The 17,758-nt window shown below is 65.1% G+C and carries 21 protein-coding genes; 15 read left to right on the top strand and 6 right to left on the bottom strand.

Annotated features, from left to right (window positions below):
* Window positions 1-12: 12 nt before the first annotated feature.
* Window positions 13-654: a uridine kinase gene (gene udk, locus BXA07_RS19465; RefSeq protein WP_076570053.1), complete on the bottom strand. Its 642-nt coding sequence runs from the start codon at window positions 652-654 to the stop codon at window positions 13-15.
* A gap of 228 nt (window positions 655-882) precedes the next feature.
* Here udk and BXA07_RS19470 point away from each other — a divergent pair, with 228 nt between their 5' ends.
* From BXA07_RS19470 to BXA07_RS19495, 6 genes are all read left to right on the top strand, one after another.
* Window positions 883-1,311, top strand: coding sequence for an SRPBCC family protein (locus BXA07_RS19470; protein WP_076570054.1), 429 nt, complete (start codon window positions 883-885; stop codon window positions 1,309-1,311).
* Window positions 1,312-1,540: 229 nt separating this feature from the next.
* The gene (locus BXA07_RS19475; protein WP_244556340.1) at window positions 1,541-2,443 is read left to right on the top strand and encodes a creatininase family protein; all 903 of its coding nucleotides are present in this window, start codon (window positions 1,541-1,543) and stop codon (window positions 2,441-2,443) included.
* Window positions 2,444-2,501: 58 nt separating this feature from the next.
* A complete protein-coding gene (locus BXA07_RS19480; RefSeq protein WP_076570056.1) occupies window positions 2,502-3,773 on the top strand; it encodes a YncE family protein in 1,272 nt (423 codons plus the stop codon).
* A gap of 122 nt (window positions 3,774-3,895) precedes the next feature.
* A complete protein-coding gene (locus tag BXA07_RS19485; RefSeq protein WP_139335659.1) occupies window positions 3,896-4,267 on the top strand; it encodes a VOC family protein in 372 nt (123 codons plus the stop codon).
* Window positions 4,268-4,294: 27 nt separating this feature from the next.
* Window positions 4,295-4,627, top strand: coding sequence for a DUF2628 domain-containing protein (locus BXA07_RS19490; RefSeq protein ID WP_139335660.1), 333 nt, complete (start codon window positions 4,295-4,297; stop codon window positions 4,625-4,627).
* A gap of 265 nt (window positions 4,628-4,892) precedes the next feature.
* On the top strand, window positions 4,893-5,531 hold the full coding sequence (locus tag BXA07_RS19495) for a phasin family protein (protein ID WP_076570059.1): 639 nt from the start codon (window positions 4,893-4,895) through the stop codon (window positions 5,529-5,531).
* A 120-nt stretch (window positions 5,532-5,651) separates the two neighbouring features.
* Here the strand turns inward: BXA07_RS19495 and BXA07_RS19500 are convergent, their stop codons facing one another.
* Window positions 5,652-6,650 carry an alpha/beta hydrolase gene (locus tag BXA07_RS19500; protein ID WP_083708407.1) on the bottom strand — a complete coding sequence of 333 codons (999 nt, stop codon included), beginning with the start codon at window positions 6,648-6,650 and terminating at the stop codon, window positions 5,652-5,654.
* Window positions 6,651-6,735: 85 nt separating this feature from the next.
* Complete coding sequence (locus tag BXA07_RS19505; protein ID WP_076570060.1) at window positions 6,736-7,641, bottom strand: LysR family transcriptional regulator ArgP; 906 nt, start codon at window positions 7,639-7,641, stop codon at window positions 6,736-6,738.
* 204 nt (window positions 7,642-7,845) lie between these two features.
* Here BXA07_RS19505 and BXA07_RS19510 point away from each other — a divergent pair, with 204 nt between their 5' ends.
* Window positions 7,846-8,451 (top strand): LysE/ArgO family amino acid transporter, encoded by a 606-nt coding sequence (locus tag BXA07_RS19510; protein WP_076570062.1) that lies wholly within the window; start codon window positions 7,846-7,848, stop codon window positions 8,449-8,451.
* Here BXA07_RS19510 and BXA07_RS19515 read toward each other — a convergent pair whose 3' ends face one another.
* Window positions 8,452-9,867 (bottom strand): coniferyl aldehyde dehydrogenase, encoded by a 1,416-nt coding sequence (locus tag BXA07_RS19515; protein WP_076570279.1) that lies wholly within the window; start codon window positions 9,865-9,867, stop codon window positions 8,452-8,454.
* A 186-nt stretch (window positions 9,868-10,053) separates the two neighbouring features.
* Between BXA07_RS19515 and trxC the strand changes: the two genes are divergently transcribed.
* From trxC to BXA07_RS19540, 5 genes are all read left to right on the top strand, one after another.
* Window positions 10,054-10,506 carry a thioredoxin TrxC gene (gene trxC / locus BXA07_RS19520; RefSeq protein WP_076570064.1) on the top strand — a complete coding sequence of 151 codons (453 nt, stop codon included), beginning with the start codon at window positions 10,054-10,056 and terminating at the stop codon, window positions 10,504-10,506.
* Between the two features lie 70 nt (window positions 10,507-10,576).
* Window positions 10,577-11,092: a MarR family winged helix-turn-helix transcriptional regulator gene (locus tag BXA07_RS19525; protein WP_212592345.1), complete on the top strand. Its 516-nt coding sequence runs from the start codon at window positions 10,577-10,579 to the stop codon at window positions 11,090-11,092.
* The gene (locus BXA07_RS19530; protein WP_076570067.1) at window positions 11,089-11,835 is read left to right on the top strand and encodes a HEAT repeat domain-containing protein; all 747 of its coding nucleotides are present in this window, start codon (window positions 11,089-11,091) and stop codon (window positions 11,833-11,835) included. Before BXA07_RS19525 ends, BXA07_RS19530 begins: the two co-directional genes overlap by 4 nt.
* 17 nt (window positions 11,836-11,852) lie before the next feature.
* The gene (locus BXA07_RS19535; protein WP_076570068.1) at window positions 11,853-12,188 is read left to right on the top strand and encodes a DUF6616 family protein; all 336 of its coding nucleotides are present in this window, start codon (window positions 11,853-11,855) and stop codon (window positions 12,186-12,188) included.
* A 62-nt stretch (window positions 12,189-12,250) separates the two neighbouring features.
* On the top strand, window positions 12,251-12,841 hold the full coding sequence (locus BXA07_RS19540) for a DUF1287 domain-containing protein (protein ID WP_076570070.1): 591 nt from the start codon (window positions 12,251-12,253) through the stop codon (window positions 12,839-12,841).
* Here the strand turns inward: BXA07_RS19540 and BXA07_RS19545 are convergent.
* Entirely contained in the window at window positions 12,810-14,282 is a 1,473-nt protein-coding gene (locus tag BXA07_RS19545; protein ID WP_076570072.1) for a MocR-like pyridoxine biosynthesis transcription factor PdxR, read from the bottom strand. The genes BXA07_RS19540 and BXA07_RS19545 overlap by 32 nt on opposite strands.
* A 103-nt stretch (window positions 14,283-14,385) precedes the next feature.
* Between BXA07_RS19545 and BXA07_RS19550 the strand changes: the two genes are divergently transcribed.
* The gene (locus BXA07_RS19550; RefSeq protein ID WP_076570281.1) at window positions 14,386-14,826 is read left to right on the top strand and encodes a carboxymuconolactone decarboxylase family protein; all 441 of its coding nucleotides are present in this window, start codon (window positions 14,386-14,388) and stop codon (window positions 14,824-14,826) included.
* An 80-nt stretch (window positions 14,827-14,906) separates the two neighbouring features.
* On the top strand, window positions 14,907-15,203 hold the full coding sequence (locus BXA07_RS19555) for a hypothetical protein (protein WP_076570282.1): 297 nt from the start codon (window positions 14,907-14,909) through the stop codon (window positions 15,201-15,203).
* Between the two features lie 92 nt (window positions 15,204-15,295).
* Here the strand turns inward: BXA07_RS19555 and BXA07_RS19560 are convergent, their stop codons facing one another.
* Window positions 15,296-16,492 (bottom strand): multidrug effflux MFS transporter, encoded by a 1,197-nt coding sequence (locus BXA07_RS19560; RefSeq protein ID WP_076570073.1) that lies wholly within the window; start codon window positions 16,490-16,492, stop codon window positions 15,296-15,298.
* Window positions 16,493-16,681: 189 nt separating this feature from the next.
* Between BXA07_RS19560 and epsC the strand changes: the two genes are divergently transcribed.
* Window positions 16,682-17,635 carry a serine O-acetyltransferase EpsC gene (gene epsC / locus BXA07_RS19565; protein ID WP_076570075.1) on the top strand — a complete coding sequence of 318 codons (954 nt, stop codon included), beginning with the start codon at window positions 16,682-16,684 and terminating at the stop codon, window positions 17,633-17,635.
* The last annotated feature ends 123 nt before the right edge of the window (window positions 17,636-17,758 follow it).

Genomic DNA, 17,758 nt, shown 5'->3' on the forward strand with positions numbered 1-17,758 from the left:
GGGTTTTTCTTGTCAGGGACGCTGCAGCTGGCCGATCACGCTGGCCACCTTGGCGGTGATCATGTCGACGGCGGGGCCATTGGCGCCATGCGGCAGGATGACATCGGCATTGCGCTTGGTCGGCTCGATGAATTGCTTGTGCATCGGGCGTACCGTTTCCAGGTATTGCTCGATGACGCTGTCCACCGAGCGGCCGCGTTCGGTAATATCGCGCTGCATGCGACGGATGAAGCGCACGTCCGAGGCGGTGTCGACAAAGATCTTCAGCGACATCATGTCGCGCAAGTCTGCGTCATACAGGGCAAACAGGCCTTCGATCACGATTACGGGGGCAGGCTTGACGGAGATGGTCTTGCTGGAGCGGTTATGCAGCGTGAAGTCGTACACCGGCATTTCGATCGCTACGCCGTTGCGCAAGGACTGGACATGCTGCACCAGCAAGGGCCATTCGAAAGCCTGCGGATGGTCGTAATTCTGCTGACGGCGCACTTCCGGAGAAAGGTGGGTCTGGTCGCGGTAGTAGTCGTCCTGCATCACGACCGACACCATGTCGGCGCCAAACGACGCGAGCACTTGCTGGGATACTGTGGACTTGCCGCTGCCGCTTCCGCCAGCGACACCAATGACAAATGGTTGGAAAGGAATATTTTTCATGCCGAATGATACCGGAAACGGGCCCGGACGGACAGGTGCCGGCTCGCCAGGGCCACGCTCGCGGCAATCCCATTCTGAAGATGTTGCATTTAAAGTAACAGCGAACTGGGGCGTGTCCGGCTATCCCCGCAAGTATCGTTGGCCGGTGCCCGGGAAAATCCGCGGTGCCGGGCGTTCGTGCGCTGATAAGACTGCACCATGGGTCAATGATATGGAGATTCCAAATTGATGCAAATCAAAGAAAGCATTCACATTGCCGTCCCGGCCACTGTCGTCGACCAGATTTGGAGCGAGGTCGACCGATGGCACCTGTGGGATCCGGACACCCGGCAAGCCCGGCTCAATGGGCCATTCGCGGTGGGAAGCAAGGGCAGGATCGTTCCCGGCAAGGGGATGGGCCTTCCGATGCTGGTCACGGAGCGCACAGCAGGTCGCTCGTTCACCGTAGAGGCTTATATCCCGCTGTTCCGCATACACTTCGAGCACTCGGTTTGCGCCGTGGATGGCGGAGCGCAAGTCGCACACCGCGTGTGGTTTACCGGCGCGCTGGCTTTTCTGTTCGGGCCAGGCGTTGCCAGGCAGGTTCGGGAGGGGCTGCCTGCAACCATGCGCTCACTCAAGGCATACGCCGAGAAACGCCACGGGACTCTTCCATGACTGCCGGCCAGTCGTCATCGTTCGCCACGCCCGCCGCGACGCGCGCAAGTGTGCTGCTTGTTGTGGCAGCATTTTATAGTTAGTTTCCCATCGTCAATTCCAGGCAAGGCAGCGCGTCAAATTAACGTGCCGTTCCCGTCATGATGGAATACAATTCCTGCGTGGCAGCCAGCTTGCCTGGCAAGGCCGGGCACGGCGTCACGCTTTGACCTTGGAAAGATGTTTGCTTATGACTCTGCAGTTTCTCTTGCCGGATGTGTCCCTTGCTTCCCGCGCGCGCGCCACGTCCCGCATGTCATGCAAGCCCCTCTTTTCCCTGTGCGTCCTGCCTCTTGCTTGCCTGCTGGCGACGGCGCCCGTCCTGGCGGCCGCGCCTGCCAACGGCAGCGTCATGCTGGAAGAATTGACCAGCACGGAATTGCGCAGCCGCATAGACCATGGCGCCACCACCGTACTGATTCCCATCGGCGGCGTCGAGCAGAGCGGGCCGTATATCGCGCTGGGCAAGCACAATGTGCGTGCCGGCTTGCTGGCGCGGCAGATTGCGCAAAAGCTGGGCAACACCATCGTCGCGCCCGTCGTTTCCTACGTGCCGGAAGGCGCGATTTCCCCGCCGGCCGGCCACATGCGCTTTGCCGGCACGATCTCGATACCGCCGGCCGCCTTCGAGGCCGTGCTGGAAGGGGCGGCCGCCAGCCTGCGCCAGCATGGTTTCCGCGACATCATTTTCCTCGGCGATCACGGCGGTTACCAGAAGAACGAGCAGAATGTGGCCAACAAGCTCAATCATGCCTGGGGCAAGGCTGCCACGGCGAAAGACGCGCGTGCCTATGCCTTGCTCGACTACTATGACATCACGCAATCGCAATATATTGCTGAACTGCAAAAGCGCGGCTACAGCAGCGCCGAGATCGGCCTGCACGGGGGCTTGGCGGACGCGGCGCTGATGCTGGCGACGGACCCGTCGCTCGTGCGCAGCGAAGCCATGGCCCACGGACCGAAGCCCGGCGTGGCCGACGGCGTGCGCGGCGACGCCACGCGGGCGACGGCCGAACTGGGCCAGATCGGCGTCAAGCTGCAGGTGGACGCGTCGGTGGCCGCCATCCGGCAGTTGCTGCAACGTAACAAATAAAATTCTCCGCCGGAAGTGCTGAACTTCCGGTCTTTGCAACGAAAAGACGTGAAAATACATGAAAAAATCTCAACGACGCACCATCGTCACCCTGTCCGCCCTCGCTGCCGCACTGGCCGGCCTGGGCGTGGCCAGCCAGGTCACCGGCGCCAGCACACCGGCTCCCGCCGCCGTAGCGCCGGCTGCCGCCTATTCGCCGCTGCCGGGCATGCCGCCGCTGGTGGACCCGAAAAACGTGTACGGCAGCATCGGCAGCAGCAATATGAGCCCCGTCGTCAAGGATCATTTGCGCCGTGTCTACGTGCCCAATCTGCGCTCGAACGACGTCTACGTGATTGACCAGGACAGCTTGAAAGTGGTCGACAAGTTCAAGGTCGGCAGCGGCCCCCAGCACGTGGTGCCGTCGTGGGACTTGCGCACCCTGTGGGTGGCGAACAATGCCGAGCGCACGGACAAGGGCAGCCTGACGCCGGTCGATCCCTTGACGGGCAAGCCGGGCAAGGAAGTGCCCGTCGACGATCCCTACAATATGTATTTCACGCCGGACGGCAAGTCGGCCATCGTCGTGGCCGAAGCGCGCCACCGCCTCGATTTCCGCGATCCGAAGACCATGGCCGTGCAGTATTCGATCGACACGCCCCAGTGCGGCGGCATCAACCATGCGGATTTCTCGAATGACGGCCGCTACGCCATGTTCACCTGCGAGTTCGACGGCACCATCGCCAAGATCGACCTCGTGGGCCGCAAGGTCGACGGCTACCTGAAACTGCAGATGCCGGCCAAGCGCTTTGCCGAATCCGGCCCCGTGGGCGGCCCGGCGAATGAAATCTGCAGCGTCAAGAAGGGCATGCCGCAAGACATACGCATCTCGCCGGACGGCAAGAAATTCTATATCGCCGACATGGACGCCGACGGCGTGCACATCGTCGATGGCGCCACCCTGAAGGAAATCGGCTTCATCCAGACGGGCGTGGGCGCGCACGGCCTGTACCCGAGCCGCGACGGCAAGAAGCTGTACGTGGCCAACCGCGGCACGCACCGCATCCACGGCAAGCCGAAGGGCAAGGGCAGCGTCAGCGTGATCGATTTCGCCACGGAAAAAGTGGTGGCGAACTGGCCGATTCCCGGCGGCGGCAGCCCCGACATGGGCAATGTGAGCGCGGACGGCAAGTATCTGTGGCTGTCCGGCCGTTTCGACGACGTGGTGTACCGCATCGATACGAACACGGGCGACGTGTCGAAAGTGAAAGTCGGCCAGGAACCGCACGGCCTGACCGTATGGCCGCAGCCGGGCCGCTATTCGCTCGGTCATACGGGCAACCTTCGCTAGTCAGCGCAGGCGCATGGCCATCACCGTGCAGCAACTGTGCCGGAGCGGTGGCCATGCTTGCCCAAAAGGCAATATTGACGCATACTGCGCTTCCTGTCCCCCTACCTGCAAGGAGCGCCATCATGATTCTTGATCACATCGGTTTGACTGTCAGCGATGCACAGGCCAGCAAGGCCTTTTTTTCGGCCGCCCTGGCGCCCCTGGGCGTGTCGGTGGTGATGGAAGCGCAGGGCTGGATCGGCATGGGCAAGGATGGCAAGCCCGATTTCTGGTTTGGCGCGGGCGGCACGCCGCATGCCGGCATGCATCTCGCCTTCGCGGCGGACAACCGCGCCCAGGTCGATGCGTTTTACCAGGCCGCGCTGGCGGCGGGCGGCAAGGATAACGGCGCGCCCGGCATCCGCGCCATCTATCACCCGAATTACTACGGCGCCTTCGTGCTGGGGCCGGACGGCCACAATGTCGAAGCCGTTTGCCACGCCCCCGAGGATTGACATCAATCATTGTATGAAAAGCAGCGCATGAAACCCGGCGCCACCCTGTTTGCCAACCGTGCCGGCCGCTACGCCTATGTGAGCGACGGCTTTTCCTGGCCCGCGTTTTTCCTCGGCCCCCTGTGGGCCGTGGCCAAGCGCCGCTGGTGGCTGCTGCTGCCCATGCTGGCCATGGAGCTGTGCCTGTGGTTCGGCAGCCAGTATGCGACGGGCTTGCGCATCGGCCCGCTGATGCTGCTGATGATGAGCGCGGAGCTCAGCTATCTGCTGGCGCGGGGCTGGTATGGCAACCGCTGGCTGGAAGCCTCGCTGCGCAGCCATGGCTATGCGCCCGTGATGCCCGGCATCGATGCCGCCTGACACAGATTTCCCTGCCCGTCACTGACGCTTGCCAAGGGCAAGCCGTTCAGCCAAAACTTTCTGCGCAGCCTGGCGCACCTTTGATCCAGATCATGCCTCACCTGCGGTGCTCACGTAGCCTTGGGACTCGCGTTGCAAAGCATCTTCCCACCAACCGGATATGTTTTTTCGCGTTTCGTGGCGTAGCCCGGCCGTCTGCCTAAGCGTTCGGCAGACGGGAGTGCCGCCATCCGTCCACCCAACCGCTATTTAATGAGGAAACTCCATGTATCCATATTCCCGTAGTGTTACCCCGGCCGCTAAAAACCACCTGGAAGCGCAGCTGGCGTTTTTCAATGGCCTGTCGAAGTCGTTGTTCCATTCGGCACAGCAATTTAACGACCTGAACATGCAATTGGCACAAGGCTTGCTGGAAGAAAGCACGATTACCAGCCAGAACCTGCTCACGGTCGAGCGCGTCGAAGACGTGTTCCAGGTTGCCGCCGCCTCGGGCCAGCCGGCAGCCGAGCAGCTGCGCAAGTATCAGCAACAGGTGTCGCGCCTGGCCGCCGATACGCAGGTGGAACTGGCCAACGTCGCCGAGCAGCACGTGAATGAAACGAGCCGCACGGCCAAGGCACTGGCCGAGGAAGTGGCCCGCACGGCGTCGGAAGAAACGGAGAAAAACGTGCGCAAGCAGCAAGAAGCCATGCAGCGCATCGCCGAACCGTTCCAGGCCTATCACCAGAACGGCGCCAACCGCGAGCAGCAGCGCGGCGCGCAAAGCCGTGACGGCCAAAGCCTGCAAAGCGCCAGCCACCAGGGCAGCCAGCAGTCGGCCGGCAGCGAAAGCTCGGCCAGCGGCAGCGCCTCGCAAGCAGGCGCCGCTCAAAGCAAAAGCAGCAGCGCCAGCCGTAAAGAGTAAGCACGAGGCTGCTTGCGGCTGAGCCGTCAACGGGAGGCCGAGCTCCGGGCGACGCTCGGGCGCCGTCAGGCAGCGTCATGCGTGCATACTGCCGGCTCGTGTACACAGAGCGCCCGCCCTTCACGGGGCGGGCGTTTTGTCGTAGGCGCGCTGTTCAGGGGCCGGCGCGGCCGCGTCAGGCGCGCGCGACGGCAAGGGGGCGATTTTTTGAAATGTTCTTGCGGGCAGGGCCGCGTCTTCGCTGCCGCTGTTGGCGTCGATGAAGGCGCTCACGGCATCGAGGGTGGGCGCCAGACTGCGCAAGGGCCCTGCCAGCGAGGCGACCAGCGAGGCATGGCCCACGTGGTCGAAATAGGTTTCCGTCACTGGCCGGTCCAGCGCGCGCAGGGCGGCGGCCAGGCCGCCCGTGTTGCGCCCAGGATTGACCAGCTTGTCCTTGCCGGGCTTGGGCGCGATCAGCAGGGCGGGCGGGGCCGCGGCCGTCACATGGTGTATCGGCTGCGATGAGACGGGCGTGTCCGGGTAAAAGAATACGGGCCGTGCCGTGGGATTTTCGATGGGCAGGAAATCATAGGGGCCGGCCAGGCCTATCCAGCCGCGCAAGTCCTGCGGGCGCATTCCGTGGCGGGCCAGCAGGCTGGCGTCGAGCGCCAGCATGGCCGCGTTATAGGCACCCGCGCTGTGGCCCATGACGAACAAACGCGTGGGGTCGCCGCCATGGCGGCCCGCTTCCATCGCGGCCCAGGCCACGGCGCGGGCCGCATCCTGCAAAATCTCGGGGTAGTGCACGTCCGGATACAGCCGGTAATCGGCGATCACGGCCAGGTAGCCGCGCGCGGCCAGTGCATGGCCGACGAAGGCGTAGTCGGCCCGTTGGCCGGAAGTCCAGTTGCCGCCATAAAAGAAGACCACGACGGGCACGGGGCCCGTGCGGATTTTGGGGGCGTAGAGATCGAGTTTTTGCCGGGGCAGGGGGCCATAGGCCAGGCCCCGCGTCACGTGCGAGGCGCTGCCGGACGACAGGGCATTGATGGCGGTCAATGGCGAGCAGGCGATCAGGCCGGCGGCCAGGGGCAGCGCCGCCAGCAAGCCCAGCAGAGTGGTGCGCATGATCGTCATGCCGGCTCCTTGTCCTTGTGCAGTATGGTTGCAGTGTAGGCCAAGCGGGGCGCGGCGGGCGGCAGTTGTTGTAGGGGCATGGAAATTATTCAGAAACAATGTTGTCTTGCAGTAGCCATTTGCGGGCCGTGGCGATGACGGCGTCCGACAGGGTGCGCGTGAGGGGCGTCTGGATATCCCAGGCATGCCAGGTCAGGGGGACGTCGAGCGCTTGCCCCGCCGCCACGTCGACGAGCCGGCCGGCGGCCAGCGCCGTTTCCGCCTGCAGCAGGGGCACCATGCCATAGGCATAGCCCGCTTCGATGAAGCGCACGAAATCGCGCGCCGAACCGAGCACATGGTGCGGATAGCGGCCCGCATAGCCGAGCCGGTGCTGCAGGTAGCGCTCGTGCAGCGCATCCTTGCTGCCAAACGTGATGGCGGGCGCCTGGCTGACGGCGTCCACCGTAAAACCATGGGGAAACCATTGCCGGGCAAATGCGGGCGAGGCCACGCACAGGTAGCGCATGCCGCCCAGCGGCGTGGCCGTCGTGCCCGCCACCAGGTCGTTGGCGCTGGTGACACAGGCAAACACGCGCCCTTCGCGCAGCTGGCTCAAGGTATGGTCCTGGTCGTCGAGGCGGATATCGAGCAGGCAGGACGGCGGCGACAGCAGCGGGCCCAGCGCTTCCGGTATCCACGTGGCGGCGCTGTCGGCGTTGACGGCGATGGCCAGTTCCGGCAATTGCGTCGTGGGGCCGGGCTGGGCGTCGAGCGCCGCTTCGAGCAGCTTGACTTGCCGGTAGTGGGCGATCAGGCGCTGGCCCGCTTCCGTGGGCAGGGGCGGGTGGCTGCGGATGATCAATAAAGTGCCTTCCAGGTTTTCCAGCGTGCGGATGCGCTGCGACACGGCCGGCTGGCTGATCGCCAGCGCCTGCGCGGCCTTTTCAAAGCTGCCCAGGCCGATCACGGCGTCGAGGGCGGCCAATCCACGGTAATCGACGACGCGCATAAGTTTCTCTTATATATGGTTAGAATCATTCATTATACTTATATTTACTTTTTCTTTACACTGTTGAAATAGGGTAACAACTCCACTCTCCCGCGCGGTCCCCCAGGTTCCGCACCACCCTCCACCTACCTCTGATGACTTTGCCGTTGCCGGCAGAGCGTGGGCGGCCGTGCGCGTGATGGAAAGCAATGGAAAGGAATCGATATGGACAGCGCAATTTTCTTGAAAGGCATGGGGCTCGGGGCGAGCCTGATCGTGGCCATCGGCACGCAAAACGCCTTCTTGCTCAAGCAGGGCTTGAAGCGCCATTACGTGCTCACCTGCATCCTCGTCTGCCTGCTGTGCGACGCGATTTTGATCACGGCCGGCGTGGCAGGCATGGGCACCTTTATTGCCGACAACCCCAATTTCCTGCTGTGGGCCAAGGCCGGCGGCGCCACCTTCCTCATCGCCTATGGCTTGCGCGCCGCCAAGTCGGCCTGGCGCCCGACGGCCATGACGGTGTCGGCCGCCAAGGCGCCGGAAGGCTACTGGGCCGTGATCGGCGCGGCGCTCGCGTTCAGCCTGCTGAACCCGCACGCCTTCCTCGACACGGTGATTCTGCTCGGCTCCATCGGCGGCCAGCATGAAGGCGTGGGACGCTTTTACTTTGCCGGCGGCGCCATCATGGCGTCGGCCCTGTGGTTCTTCCTGCTGGGCTTTGGCGCCCGCTACCTGGCGCCGGTGTTTGCCAAGCCCATGGCCTGGCGCGTGCTCGACGGCATTATCGCCGTCGTCATGTGGGCCATCGCCGCCTCGCTGTTCCTGTAATCAGCGGGTCAGGAAGGCAAGGACGCGGCTGGCCAGCCTGCCGTACGGCGGCCGCAGCAGTGCCAAGGGGCTGTAGCGGGCCTGGTAAAACACGGGGCGCAGCTTGCTGAAAGTGTGAAAACCTTCGACGCCGTGGTAGTGGCCCATGCCGGACTCGCCCACGCCGCCGAAGGGTAAATCGTGCTGGCCCACGTGGAACAGGGCGTCGTTGACGGATACGCCGCCCGACATCACCCGGTCGATGAGCGTTTGCACCGTGCGTGCGTCGTTGCTGAAGGGATAGATGGCCAGCGGACGCGGCCCCCCGTTGATGCTGGCGATCACCGTTTCCAGGTCGGCATAGCCGCGCAGGGGCAGGATGGGGCCGAAGATTTCCCGCGTCAGCAGCAGGCTGTCTTCGGGGGCGCCCAGCACGACGTGCGGCGCGATCTTGCGCGTGGCCCGGTCGAAAGCCGGCCCGGGCAACAGGGAAATGACTTGCGCGCCCCGTTCCCGCGCTTCGTCGAGCGCCTGCAGCAGGCGCTCAAAGGCGGCCTCGTCGATGATGGACGTGTAATCGGGCGAGTCGAGCCGTGGGTAGCGCGCGGGCATGATCTGGCGCGCATGCGCGACGAAGGCGGCGATGCCGGCCTCGGGCAGCCAGGCGTGGTCGACGCTGGTGCAGATCTGTCCCGCGTTCAGGTATTTCACGTAGAGGATGCGCTCGGCTGCCGTGCGCATGTCGAAATCGGCGCAGACGATGGCGGGCGCCTTGCCGCCCAGCTCCAGCGTGACGGGGCACAGATTCTGCGCGGCCGCCGCCATGACGGCGCGGCCCGTCTGGCCGGAACCCGTAAACAGCAGGTGGTCGAACGGCAGTTGCGAAAAAGCGATGCCTACGCCGCCCGTCTCGTCAACAAACTGCAGCTTTTCCGGCGGGAAATAGGCGGGCATGGTTGCGATCAGCAGCCGGGCCAGGTGGCGCGAGTTTTCGCTCATCTTGACCATGGCGCGGTTGCCGGCGGCAAAGATGTAGGTCAGGGGCACGAGGCTCAGGTTGACGGGAAAATTCCACGGCACGATGACGCCCACCACGCCCAGCGGCTGGGGCAGCACGCGGTTGCGGGCGCCCGGAAAATTGCGCCAGTCGACACTGCGGCGCTGCGGCTGCATCCACTTTTTCAACTTCTTCAGCACGTGATCGATGCCGTCGATGGCGGGAAATATCTCCGCCAGCAAGGTTTCGTGATGGGAGCGGTTGCCGTAATCGGCGCTGATCGCCTCGCACAGCGCCAGCTTGTGGTCGCGGATATAGCGCTGCAGGGTTTGCAGGTCGCGTTTGCGCTCGGCGAACGTGGGCACGGGGTGGGCCAGGCAGGCGGCGCGCTGGCGCGCCAGCGTGGCGTCGAGCGCGGCGTGCGCCGGGGGAGCGGTCATGTGCATGGCTTTCCTCGCATGGGGGACGGTGTCGTTACGGCAGGGTACAGCAATCGGGCAATGATGCCTATTCTGCAGTATTTGTGGTCAAGCAACAATTGTCTGCCGTGCGCGCCGCCATGGCCGGCGCGAATCGCCGTAGAATGCCATATTGAGCGCTTCATCCAGCTCGCAGCCAGGAATGCCATGACCCCGACCACGCCAGACTCCCTGCACATCGTGTGCCCCCATTGCGACGCCGTCAACCGCTTGCCGGCCGCCCGCTTGATTGAACAGCCCACTTGCGGCAAGTGCCAGAAGGAGCTGTTTACGGGCCAGCCCGTGGACCTGGCCAGCGCCCGTTTCCTCAAGCATATCGAACGCAGCGACATTCCCGTGCTGGTGGACTTCTGGGCGCCGTGGTGCGGCCCGTGCCGCAGCATGGCGCCATTCTATGTGCAGGCCGCCAGGACGCTGGAGCCGGCGTTCCGCGTCGTCAAGGTCAATACGGAAGCGTCGCCGGACCTGGGCAGCCGTTTCAATATCCGCAGCATTCCCACGCTGGCCCTGTTCTTGCGCGGCGTGGAAGTGGCGCGCCAGCCGGGCGCCGTCGACGCGAATGCCATCATCGCGTGGGCGCGCGACAAGGCGCGTTTCTAGGCGCAGGGGAAAACCGTTCAGGTTTTCCATTTGACATTTTGTATGGCACCATATTATATTGCGCCATATGATAAAACTCGAACAGAAATACACGGCCCTGCTCGGTGACGTGCAGCGCCGGGCGCCCGGCGCGGACACATCCATCGGCCGGCTGCGCCTGTGCTTTGAAGTGCTGGGACTGGCCTCGGCCATCGATGGCGATTGCGCCACGCGCCTGGGCCGGCATGGCTTGTCGGAAGGCAAGTTCGTGCTGCTGTCCCTGCTGCGCGACGTGCCGGACGGACTCTCGCCGCATGCACTGGCCGAGCGGGCGGGCGTGACGCGCGGCACCATCACGGGCTTGCTCGACGGCCTGGAGCGCGACGGTTTCCTCGCGCGCCACGCGGACCAGCTCGACCGGCGCAAGCTGCTGGTGCGCCTGAGTCCCAAGGGAGCAGCGGCCGCCGCCACCCTCGTCGACGAGCACGCGCAGTGGATCGCCAGCCTGTTTGCCGATTTCACGCCGGATGAGATGCAATTATTGAGTGCGCTGCTGGAAAAAGCCTGGCGCAAGACGGATAAGGGTGAAATGCAGGGTGCGGCATGAGCCGTGGCGTCGCCGATATCGCTCCCGCCCGCCTGGCCCTGCTCAATGGCGGCACGGTGGCCAGCGCCACCCTGACGGAAGGCCTGGCCATCGATTTTACCCGGCTGCTGGCCGCGGCCGTGCCTGCTATCGGCGCGGCCCGGCTGGAGCGGATGCGCGCGCAGGCCGCTACCGGCATCACCGGGCGCATGGCGCTGGCGGCGCAATTGCTGCTCGATGCCGGCGCCGACCTGGCGTTGCTGCAAGCGCACCCGTCCGACACGGTGCGGGGCTGGGTCTGCTTTGCCATCGCCGCCCAGCCTGGCTTGACCCTGTCGCAGCAGCTGGCCGCCATGCGGCCGCTGGCCGACGACGGTCACTTCGGCGTGCGCGAATGGGCCTGGCTGGCGCTGCGGCCCCATCTGGCGGCGCGTCTTGACGAGGCGATTGCCTTGCTGGCGCCATGGGCGGCGGACCCGTCGGAGCGCCTGCGCCGCTTTGCCTGCGAAGCGCTGCGCCCGCGCGGCGTGTGGTGCGCGCACATTCCGGAGCTGAAGCAACAGCCGCAGCTGGCCTTGCCCCTGCTGCAGCCCCTGCGCGCCGACCCGGCCGTCTACGTGCAGGATGCCGTGGCCAACTGGCTCAACGATGCGGCCAAGAGCCAGCCGGACTGGGTGCGCAGCCTGTGCGCGCAATGGCTGCTGGAAAGCCCCGTTGCCGCCACGGCCCGTATCTGCAAGCGCGCCCAGCGTTCACTTTCTTAATTGTTTGGAGGAAAAACATGCATTACCTGTTAGAACTGTACAGCCCGAAACCGGCCTGGCTGGCCCTCGACGGCGCCGCGCGCCAGGCGTATTTCGCCACCGTCGGCGCCGGCATGGCCGCCTTGTCGGGCAGCGGCGCCGAAGCGCTGGCCATGGGCGCCGTCGACGGCGGCAAGCTGCATGCGGCTGGCCAGCAATTCTATGCCGTCTGGCGCTTCCCGGACGAGGCGGCACTGGACGCCTTGCTGGCCGGCATCGCCGCCACGGGCTGGCATGATTACTTCGACACCATCAATGCAGCCGGCCCGGCCGTGGATTTCCCCGGCCACCTGGCGCAGCTGGCGACCGTCTAAGCGTCCGCCATTTTTCTTGCCGCTACGGTAAAGTTGGCATTTACACTCAAGCCCCGACCTTGATGCCCATCAAAACGCTTTTCACCGTGATGCTGGCGCTGGCGCCCCTGCTGGCCTCGGCCGCCCCCGCCACCCAGCAAGCCCTCGTCGCCGCCGCCCGCAGCCAGGTGGGCGTGACGGTGCAGTACGACCCGCGCTATGAGCGCCTCGCCTATCCGGGCGGCGACGTGCCGCCCGAGCGGGGCGTGTGCACGGACGTGGTCGTGCGCGCCTACCGCCAGCTGGGGCAGGATTTGCAGGTGCTCGTGCACGAAGACATGCGCAAGGCGTGGCAGGTGTACCGGCAGCAGGGACGCTGGCAGATGAAGGGGCCGGACCGCAATATCGACCACCGCCGCGTGCCGAACCTGGGCACCTATTTTGCCCGCCACGGCACCAGCTTGCCGCCAAGCAAGGAAGCGAACGCTTACCGCGCGGGCGACATCGTCACCTGGCGCCTGCCGCGCAACCTCACGCACATCGGCATCGTCAGCGACAGGCAGTCGTGGAGCGGCGTGCCGCTGATCATCCACAACATCGGCGAGGGCGCGCGCGAGGAAAACATCTTATTCAGCTATCCGATCACGGGACACTATCGCTGGCAACCCCGCTGAGGGGCAGGGGCGCGATCTCTTGCAGGATCGCCAGCACGATGGCCAGCGCCGTGTCGATATCGAGCTTGTCGATGGCGCCATAGCCGAGGAACAGGCCCTCATGACGGGCGGGGCCATGGTAAAAACCGGCCAGCGCATACAGGCTGACGTCGGCCAGCCGTGCCCGGCGCAGCAATTCGGCGATATCGAGCGGCGCCTGCGCCAGCGCCGCCACGTGGAAGCCGGCGCTGGCCGGCACCAGGCGGAACCACGGCGACAAGGGGCCGTCAAACCAGTGCTGCAGCCGCTCGCGCCGCCCCGCGTAGATATCGTGGCAGCGGCGGATATGGCGCAGCAAGTGGCCGTCGCCGATGAACTTGGCCAGCGCATGCTGGCCCAGGCTGGCCGTATGGCAATCGCTCAGGTATTTCACCGTCTGCATGGCGGCCACGAGGGCTTGCGGCAGCACGACATAGCCCAGGCGCAGTTCCGGCAGCATGATCTTGGAAAAGCTGCCCACGTGGGCGACGACGCCATAGCGGTCCATGCTTTGCAGGGAATCCTCGGGCCGGCCTTCGTAGCGGAAGGCGCTGTCGTAATCGTCCTCGATGATGATGGCGCCCAGCTGCTGCGCCCGTGCCAGCAGGGCATGGCGGCGCGCCAGGCTCATCGGCATACCGAGCGGAAATTGATGCGCGGGCGTGACATAGATCAAGCGCGTGCCATCGGGAATTTGCGCGGCGATGATCCCATCTTCGTCCACGTCGACGCCCACCACGCGCGCGCCCTGGCTGGCGAACACGGCGCGCGCCACGGGGTAGCCGGGTTCTTCCACGGCGACCGTATCGCCCGCTTCCAGCAGGGTCAGTGCCAGCAGGTGCAAGGCTTGCTGCGCGCCGCTGGTGACGAGTACTTGCTCCTCGGTGCAATGGATGCCGCGGCTGAAGGCGGCGTGGCCGGCAATGGCCGCGCGCAAGGCGGGCAAGCCTTCCACAGGGCCATAGCGGCCCCGTGCCTGGCCGCCCTGGCGCAGCGCGTGCAGCAGGCAGGCGCGCCATGCATCCTGCGGGAAGTGGGCGGGCGTGGCGCGGCCGCCGATGAAGGCGTAGCGCGCCGGCGTTTCCTGACTGGCGCGGCGCAGGGGTGTGGGCGTCGCTTCCCATCGGGCGATGCGCTGCGCGCTGGCCAGCGGCGTGCTCGCATGGCGGCGCTGCGGCGAAGCGTGCGGCGTCTGCACGAAGCTGCCCACGCCGACCTTACCTACCAACAACTTTTCGTAGCCGAGCTTGTCATACACGTCGGACACCGTCTTGCGGGACAGGCCCAGCTGGCTGGCCAGCAGGCGCGAAGGGGGCAATTGCTGGCCGTCCGTCAGGCGGCCCGAGCGGATGGCTGCGCTGAGCTGGCGGTACAGCTGGCCGCCCAGGTCGCGCGTGCCGTCGATCAGGATATGTAATTCCATGGAGTATCTGCTGGTGGTCTGCCGTTTTTCGGCCGGATTGGCCTGCCGCGCGCCTTATTCGCGCTTCTACAATGACGCATCTCTCATTATCAAGGAATGCATCATGACACAGCAACGTATTGATTTCGCTCAAGCCTCGCCGGACGTCGTCAAGGCCATGTATGCGCTGGAAGCGGCGATCGCCAAGCTGGGCGTGGAACACACGCTGCTCGAACTGATCCGCCTGCGCGCCTCGCAAATCAACGGCTGCGCGTTTTGCGTGGACATGCACACGAGCGACGCGCGCAAGGCGGGGGAAACGGAGCGCCGCCTGTATGCCGTCTCCGTCTGGCGCGAAACGCCGTTCTTCACGCCGCGCGAACGGGCCGTGCTGGCCTGGACGGAAGCGCTGACCCTGCTGCCGCAAAGCCAGGCGCCCGACGACGTGTATGCGGCGCTGGCGCAGCAATTGACGCCGGCCGAAATGGTCAACGTCACCCTGGCCATCGGCTCCATCAATACCTGGAACCGCCTGGCCGTGGGTTTCCGCAAGATGCCTGAATAAATCCTGTGTTCGTTCGCGAACAGACGCCTGGCTGCCGCCTGCGTAGGCTGGCAGGACGATTGATCAGCCAGGGAGCAGCCATGCAAGTACATATCGGGGAAGGCGCCGAAAAGACGCCGCAGCAGGAGGAAGAGGCGCGCCGCGCATTCATCGCCGAACTGTGGCGGCGCTTCGAAGCGCTGCAGGAATGGGCCGTCAGCCACTGGCCCGACCAGCAGCATCCCTTGAGTTCCGCCGATTTCGTCGAGGCGCGCAAGGAAATACTGAGCTTGCGTTCGCCGGCCGGTTCCCTGAACCAGCCGGCGCAGAACAATGAGGCGGAACCGGAACAGGGCGGGGCGCAATACCAGGATGTGACGCCGGCGCCGTGGCCTTGACGAGCGCCTGAGAAAACGTCCATGACTGCGTTGCCGTGCCTTGCCGTACTAGCGTACTGCCTGCGGCACGGCGCCTTGTCCTGAAAAATCCGCTATAAAAGCTGTTGCTTGACCGCGTCCGCTTTCCCGCCCTGTGCAAACACCCAGCAAACCAAGCTCACCAGCAGACCCGCCATCACGCCGTACGCCAGGTTCAGGGCGCTGTCGAACAGCAGCGGCGCCACCAGGCCCGAGACCAGCGCGAACAGCAGCATCTGGATGAACGATTGCATCGACGACGCCAGGCCGCTGTTGTTGGGGAAGTGGTTCAGGGCCATCAGGGTCATCGGCGGCATGGCGATCGACAGGGCGAACGAGTAGAAGAACAGCGGCAGCACGGCCCACGGCACTTCGGCGGCAAAGACATAGTTGTAGCCGATGTTGGCTGCAGCCGCCACCAGCATCAGGATGAAGCCGGCCCAGATCATCTGGCGCTGGCTGTAGCGGTGGGCGATTTTCGCCGACAGGGCCGAGCCGAACACCATGCCGCTGATCAGGGGGATGAACAGCCAGGCAAAGGCCGTTTCCGGCAGGTGCAGGATGTTGATGATGAAGTAGGCGGCCGAGCCGATGTACAGGGCGAAGCCGCCAAAGGCGGCGCCGATGGCCGTCGACAGCAGCAGGAACTGGCGGTGGCACAGCACTTTCCAGTAATTGACGGCGATATCGCCCAGGTGGAAGGCGTGGCGCTGCTCCTTGGGCAGGCTTTCCGGCAGCGCGCGCCAGACGACGACGAACATCAGCACGCCGAAGGCCGTGAGGAACCAGAAGATCGCCCGCCAGCCCAGGCTCACCTGCAGCCAGCCGCCCAGCACGGGCGCGATGGCCGGCGCCAGCGCGAACACCATCATGATGTGCGAGAGGATTTTCTGCGCGGCGGCGCCCGCATAGCGGTCCTGCACGATGGCGCGGCCGATCACGGAACCGGCGCCCGCCGAGAGGCCCTGCAGCACGCGCCAGGCCAGCAGCCAGCCCAGCGTGGGCGCCAGCGCGGCGCCCACGGAGGCGATCACATACAGCACCAGCGAGACGAGGATCACGGGGCGGCGGCCGAAGGAATCGGACAGGGTGCCGTAAAACAGCATCATGAAGGCGAACGTGAACAGGAAAAAGCTCAGGGTTTGCTGCACCAGCAGGGCGCTGGCATTGAAATCGTGCGTGATGGCGGGGAAAGACGGCAGATAGGTGTCAATTGCAAGCGGTCCGACCATCGCCAGGCCCGCCAAAATCCAGGTTAATAATTTAGTCATGTTGAACAGTGTTTTTGTTAGTCCGTCATTTTACGCCAGCGGCGGGAATCGGGTCCGGTGCCGCGGCGGCCGCCATCGATATGCGTTTTTCGCATATCGAACCTTGAAATCCTTCGTTTGCTTTGCCGATGACCGCCGTTAAGCTGGGGCGACCCGGCCTGTTTGCCGTTTTTTTGGAAGTGACACACCATGCACAGCATTTATCCCGCGGCGCCCGCCGACGACACGGTCCAGTGGAACCTGGGTCCCGTGATCCAGGCGCTGCGCAGCTCCCGCGAAGACAAGCACAAGATCCGCCATAACGGCAGGGTGCGCGAGCTGCCGTCGCGCGAAGCGCTCACCACCATCGTCAACGGCCTGTCGGCGGCCCTGTTCCCCACGCATTACGGGCGCCCGAACCTGACCGATGAAAGCATCGACTATTTTGTCGGCGACACCCTCAACACCACCCTGAACCGCCTCAGCGAGCAGGTGCGGCGCGGCTTGCTGTTTTCCGCTCCGGCTCACGCCGTACCGGCTGGCGATGAACAGAACGGCGCCGGCGACGATGCGGCGCTGGCGCAGCAGGCGCGCGACATCACGCGCGCGTTTGCCGCCAGCCTGCCCGACATCCGCGCCCTGCTGGTGTCGGACGTGCAGGCCGCCTATGCGGGCGACCCGGCCGCCACCTCGGTGGCCGAGATCATGCTGTGCTATCCGGGCACCATCGCCATTTTGTACCACCGCCTCGCGCACCAGCTGCACGCGCTCGGTGCGCCGTTCCTGGCGCGCCTGATCGCCGACATCGCGCACACCCTGACGGGCATCGACATCCACCCGGGCGCGCGCATCGGCGCATCGTTCTTCATCGACCATGGCACGGGCGTGGTGATCGGCGAGACGGCCATCATCGGCCAGCGCGTGCGCCTGTACCAGGCCGTCACCCTGGGCGCCAAGCGTTTTCCCGCCGACGCTTCCGGCGCGCTGATCAAGGGCACGCCGCGCCACCCCATCGTCGAGGACGACGTGGTCATATACGCGGGCGCGACCGTGCTGGGGCGCATCACCATCGGCGCAGGATCGACCATCGGGGGGAATGTGTGGCTGACGCAGAGCGTGCCGCCTGAGAGTAACGTGTCGCAGGCGCAGATGCGCAACGATTGAAGAGTGGCCGAGAAAACGTCCATGGCGGCGTTGCAGCGCCTGGCCGTACTGGCGTACTGCCTGCGGCGCTGCGCCTTGCCCTGAACGTTTTTCGGGCGCTCTTCAAGCCGGGCGTGGCGCCTG

This window comes from Janthinobacterium sp. TND4EL3 (genome assembly GCF_900156175.1).
In the GTDB taxonomy this organism is placed as follows: Bacteria; Pseudomonadota; Gammaproteobacteria; order Burkholderiales; family Burkholderiaceae_D; genus Janthinobacterium.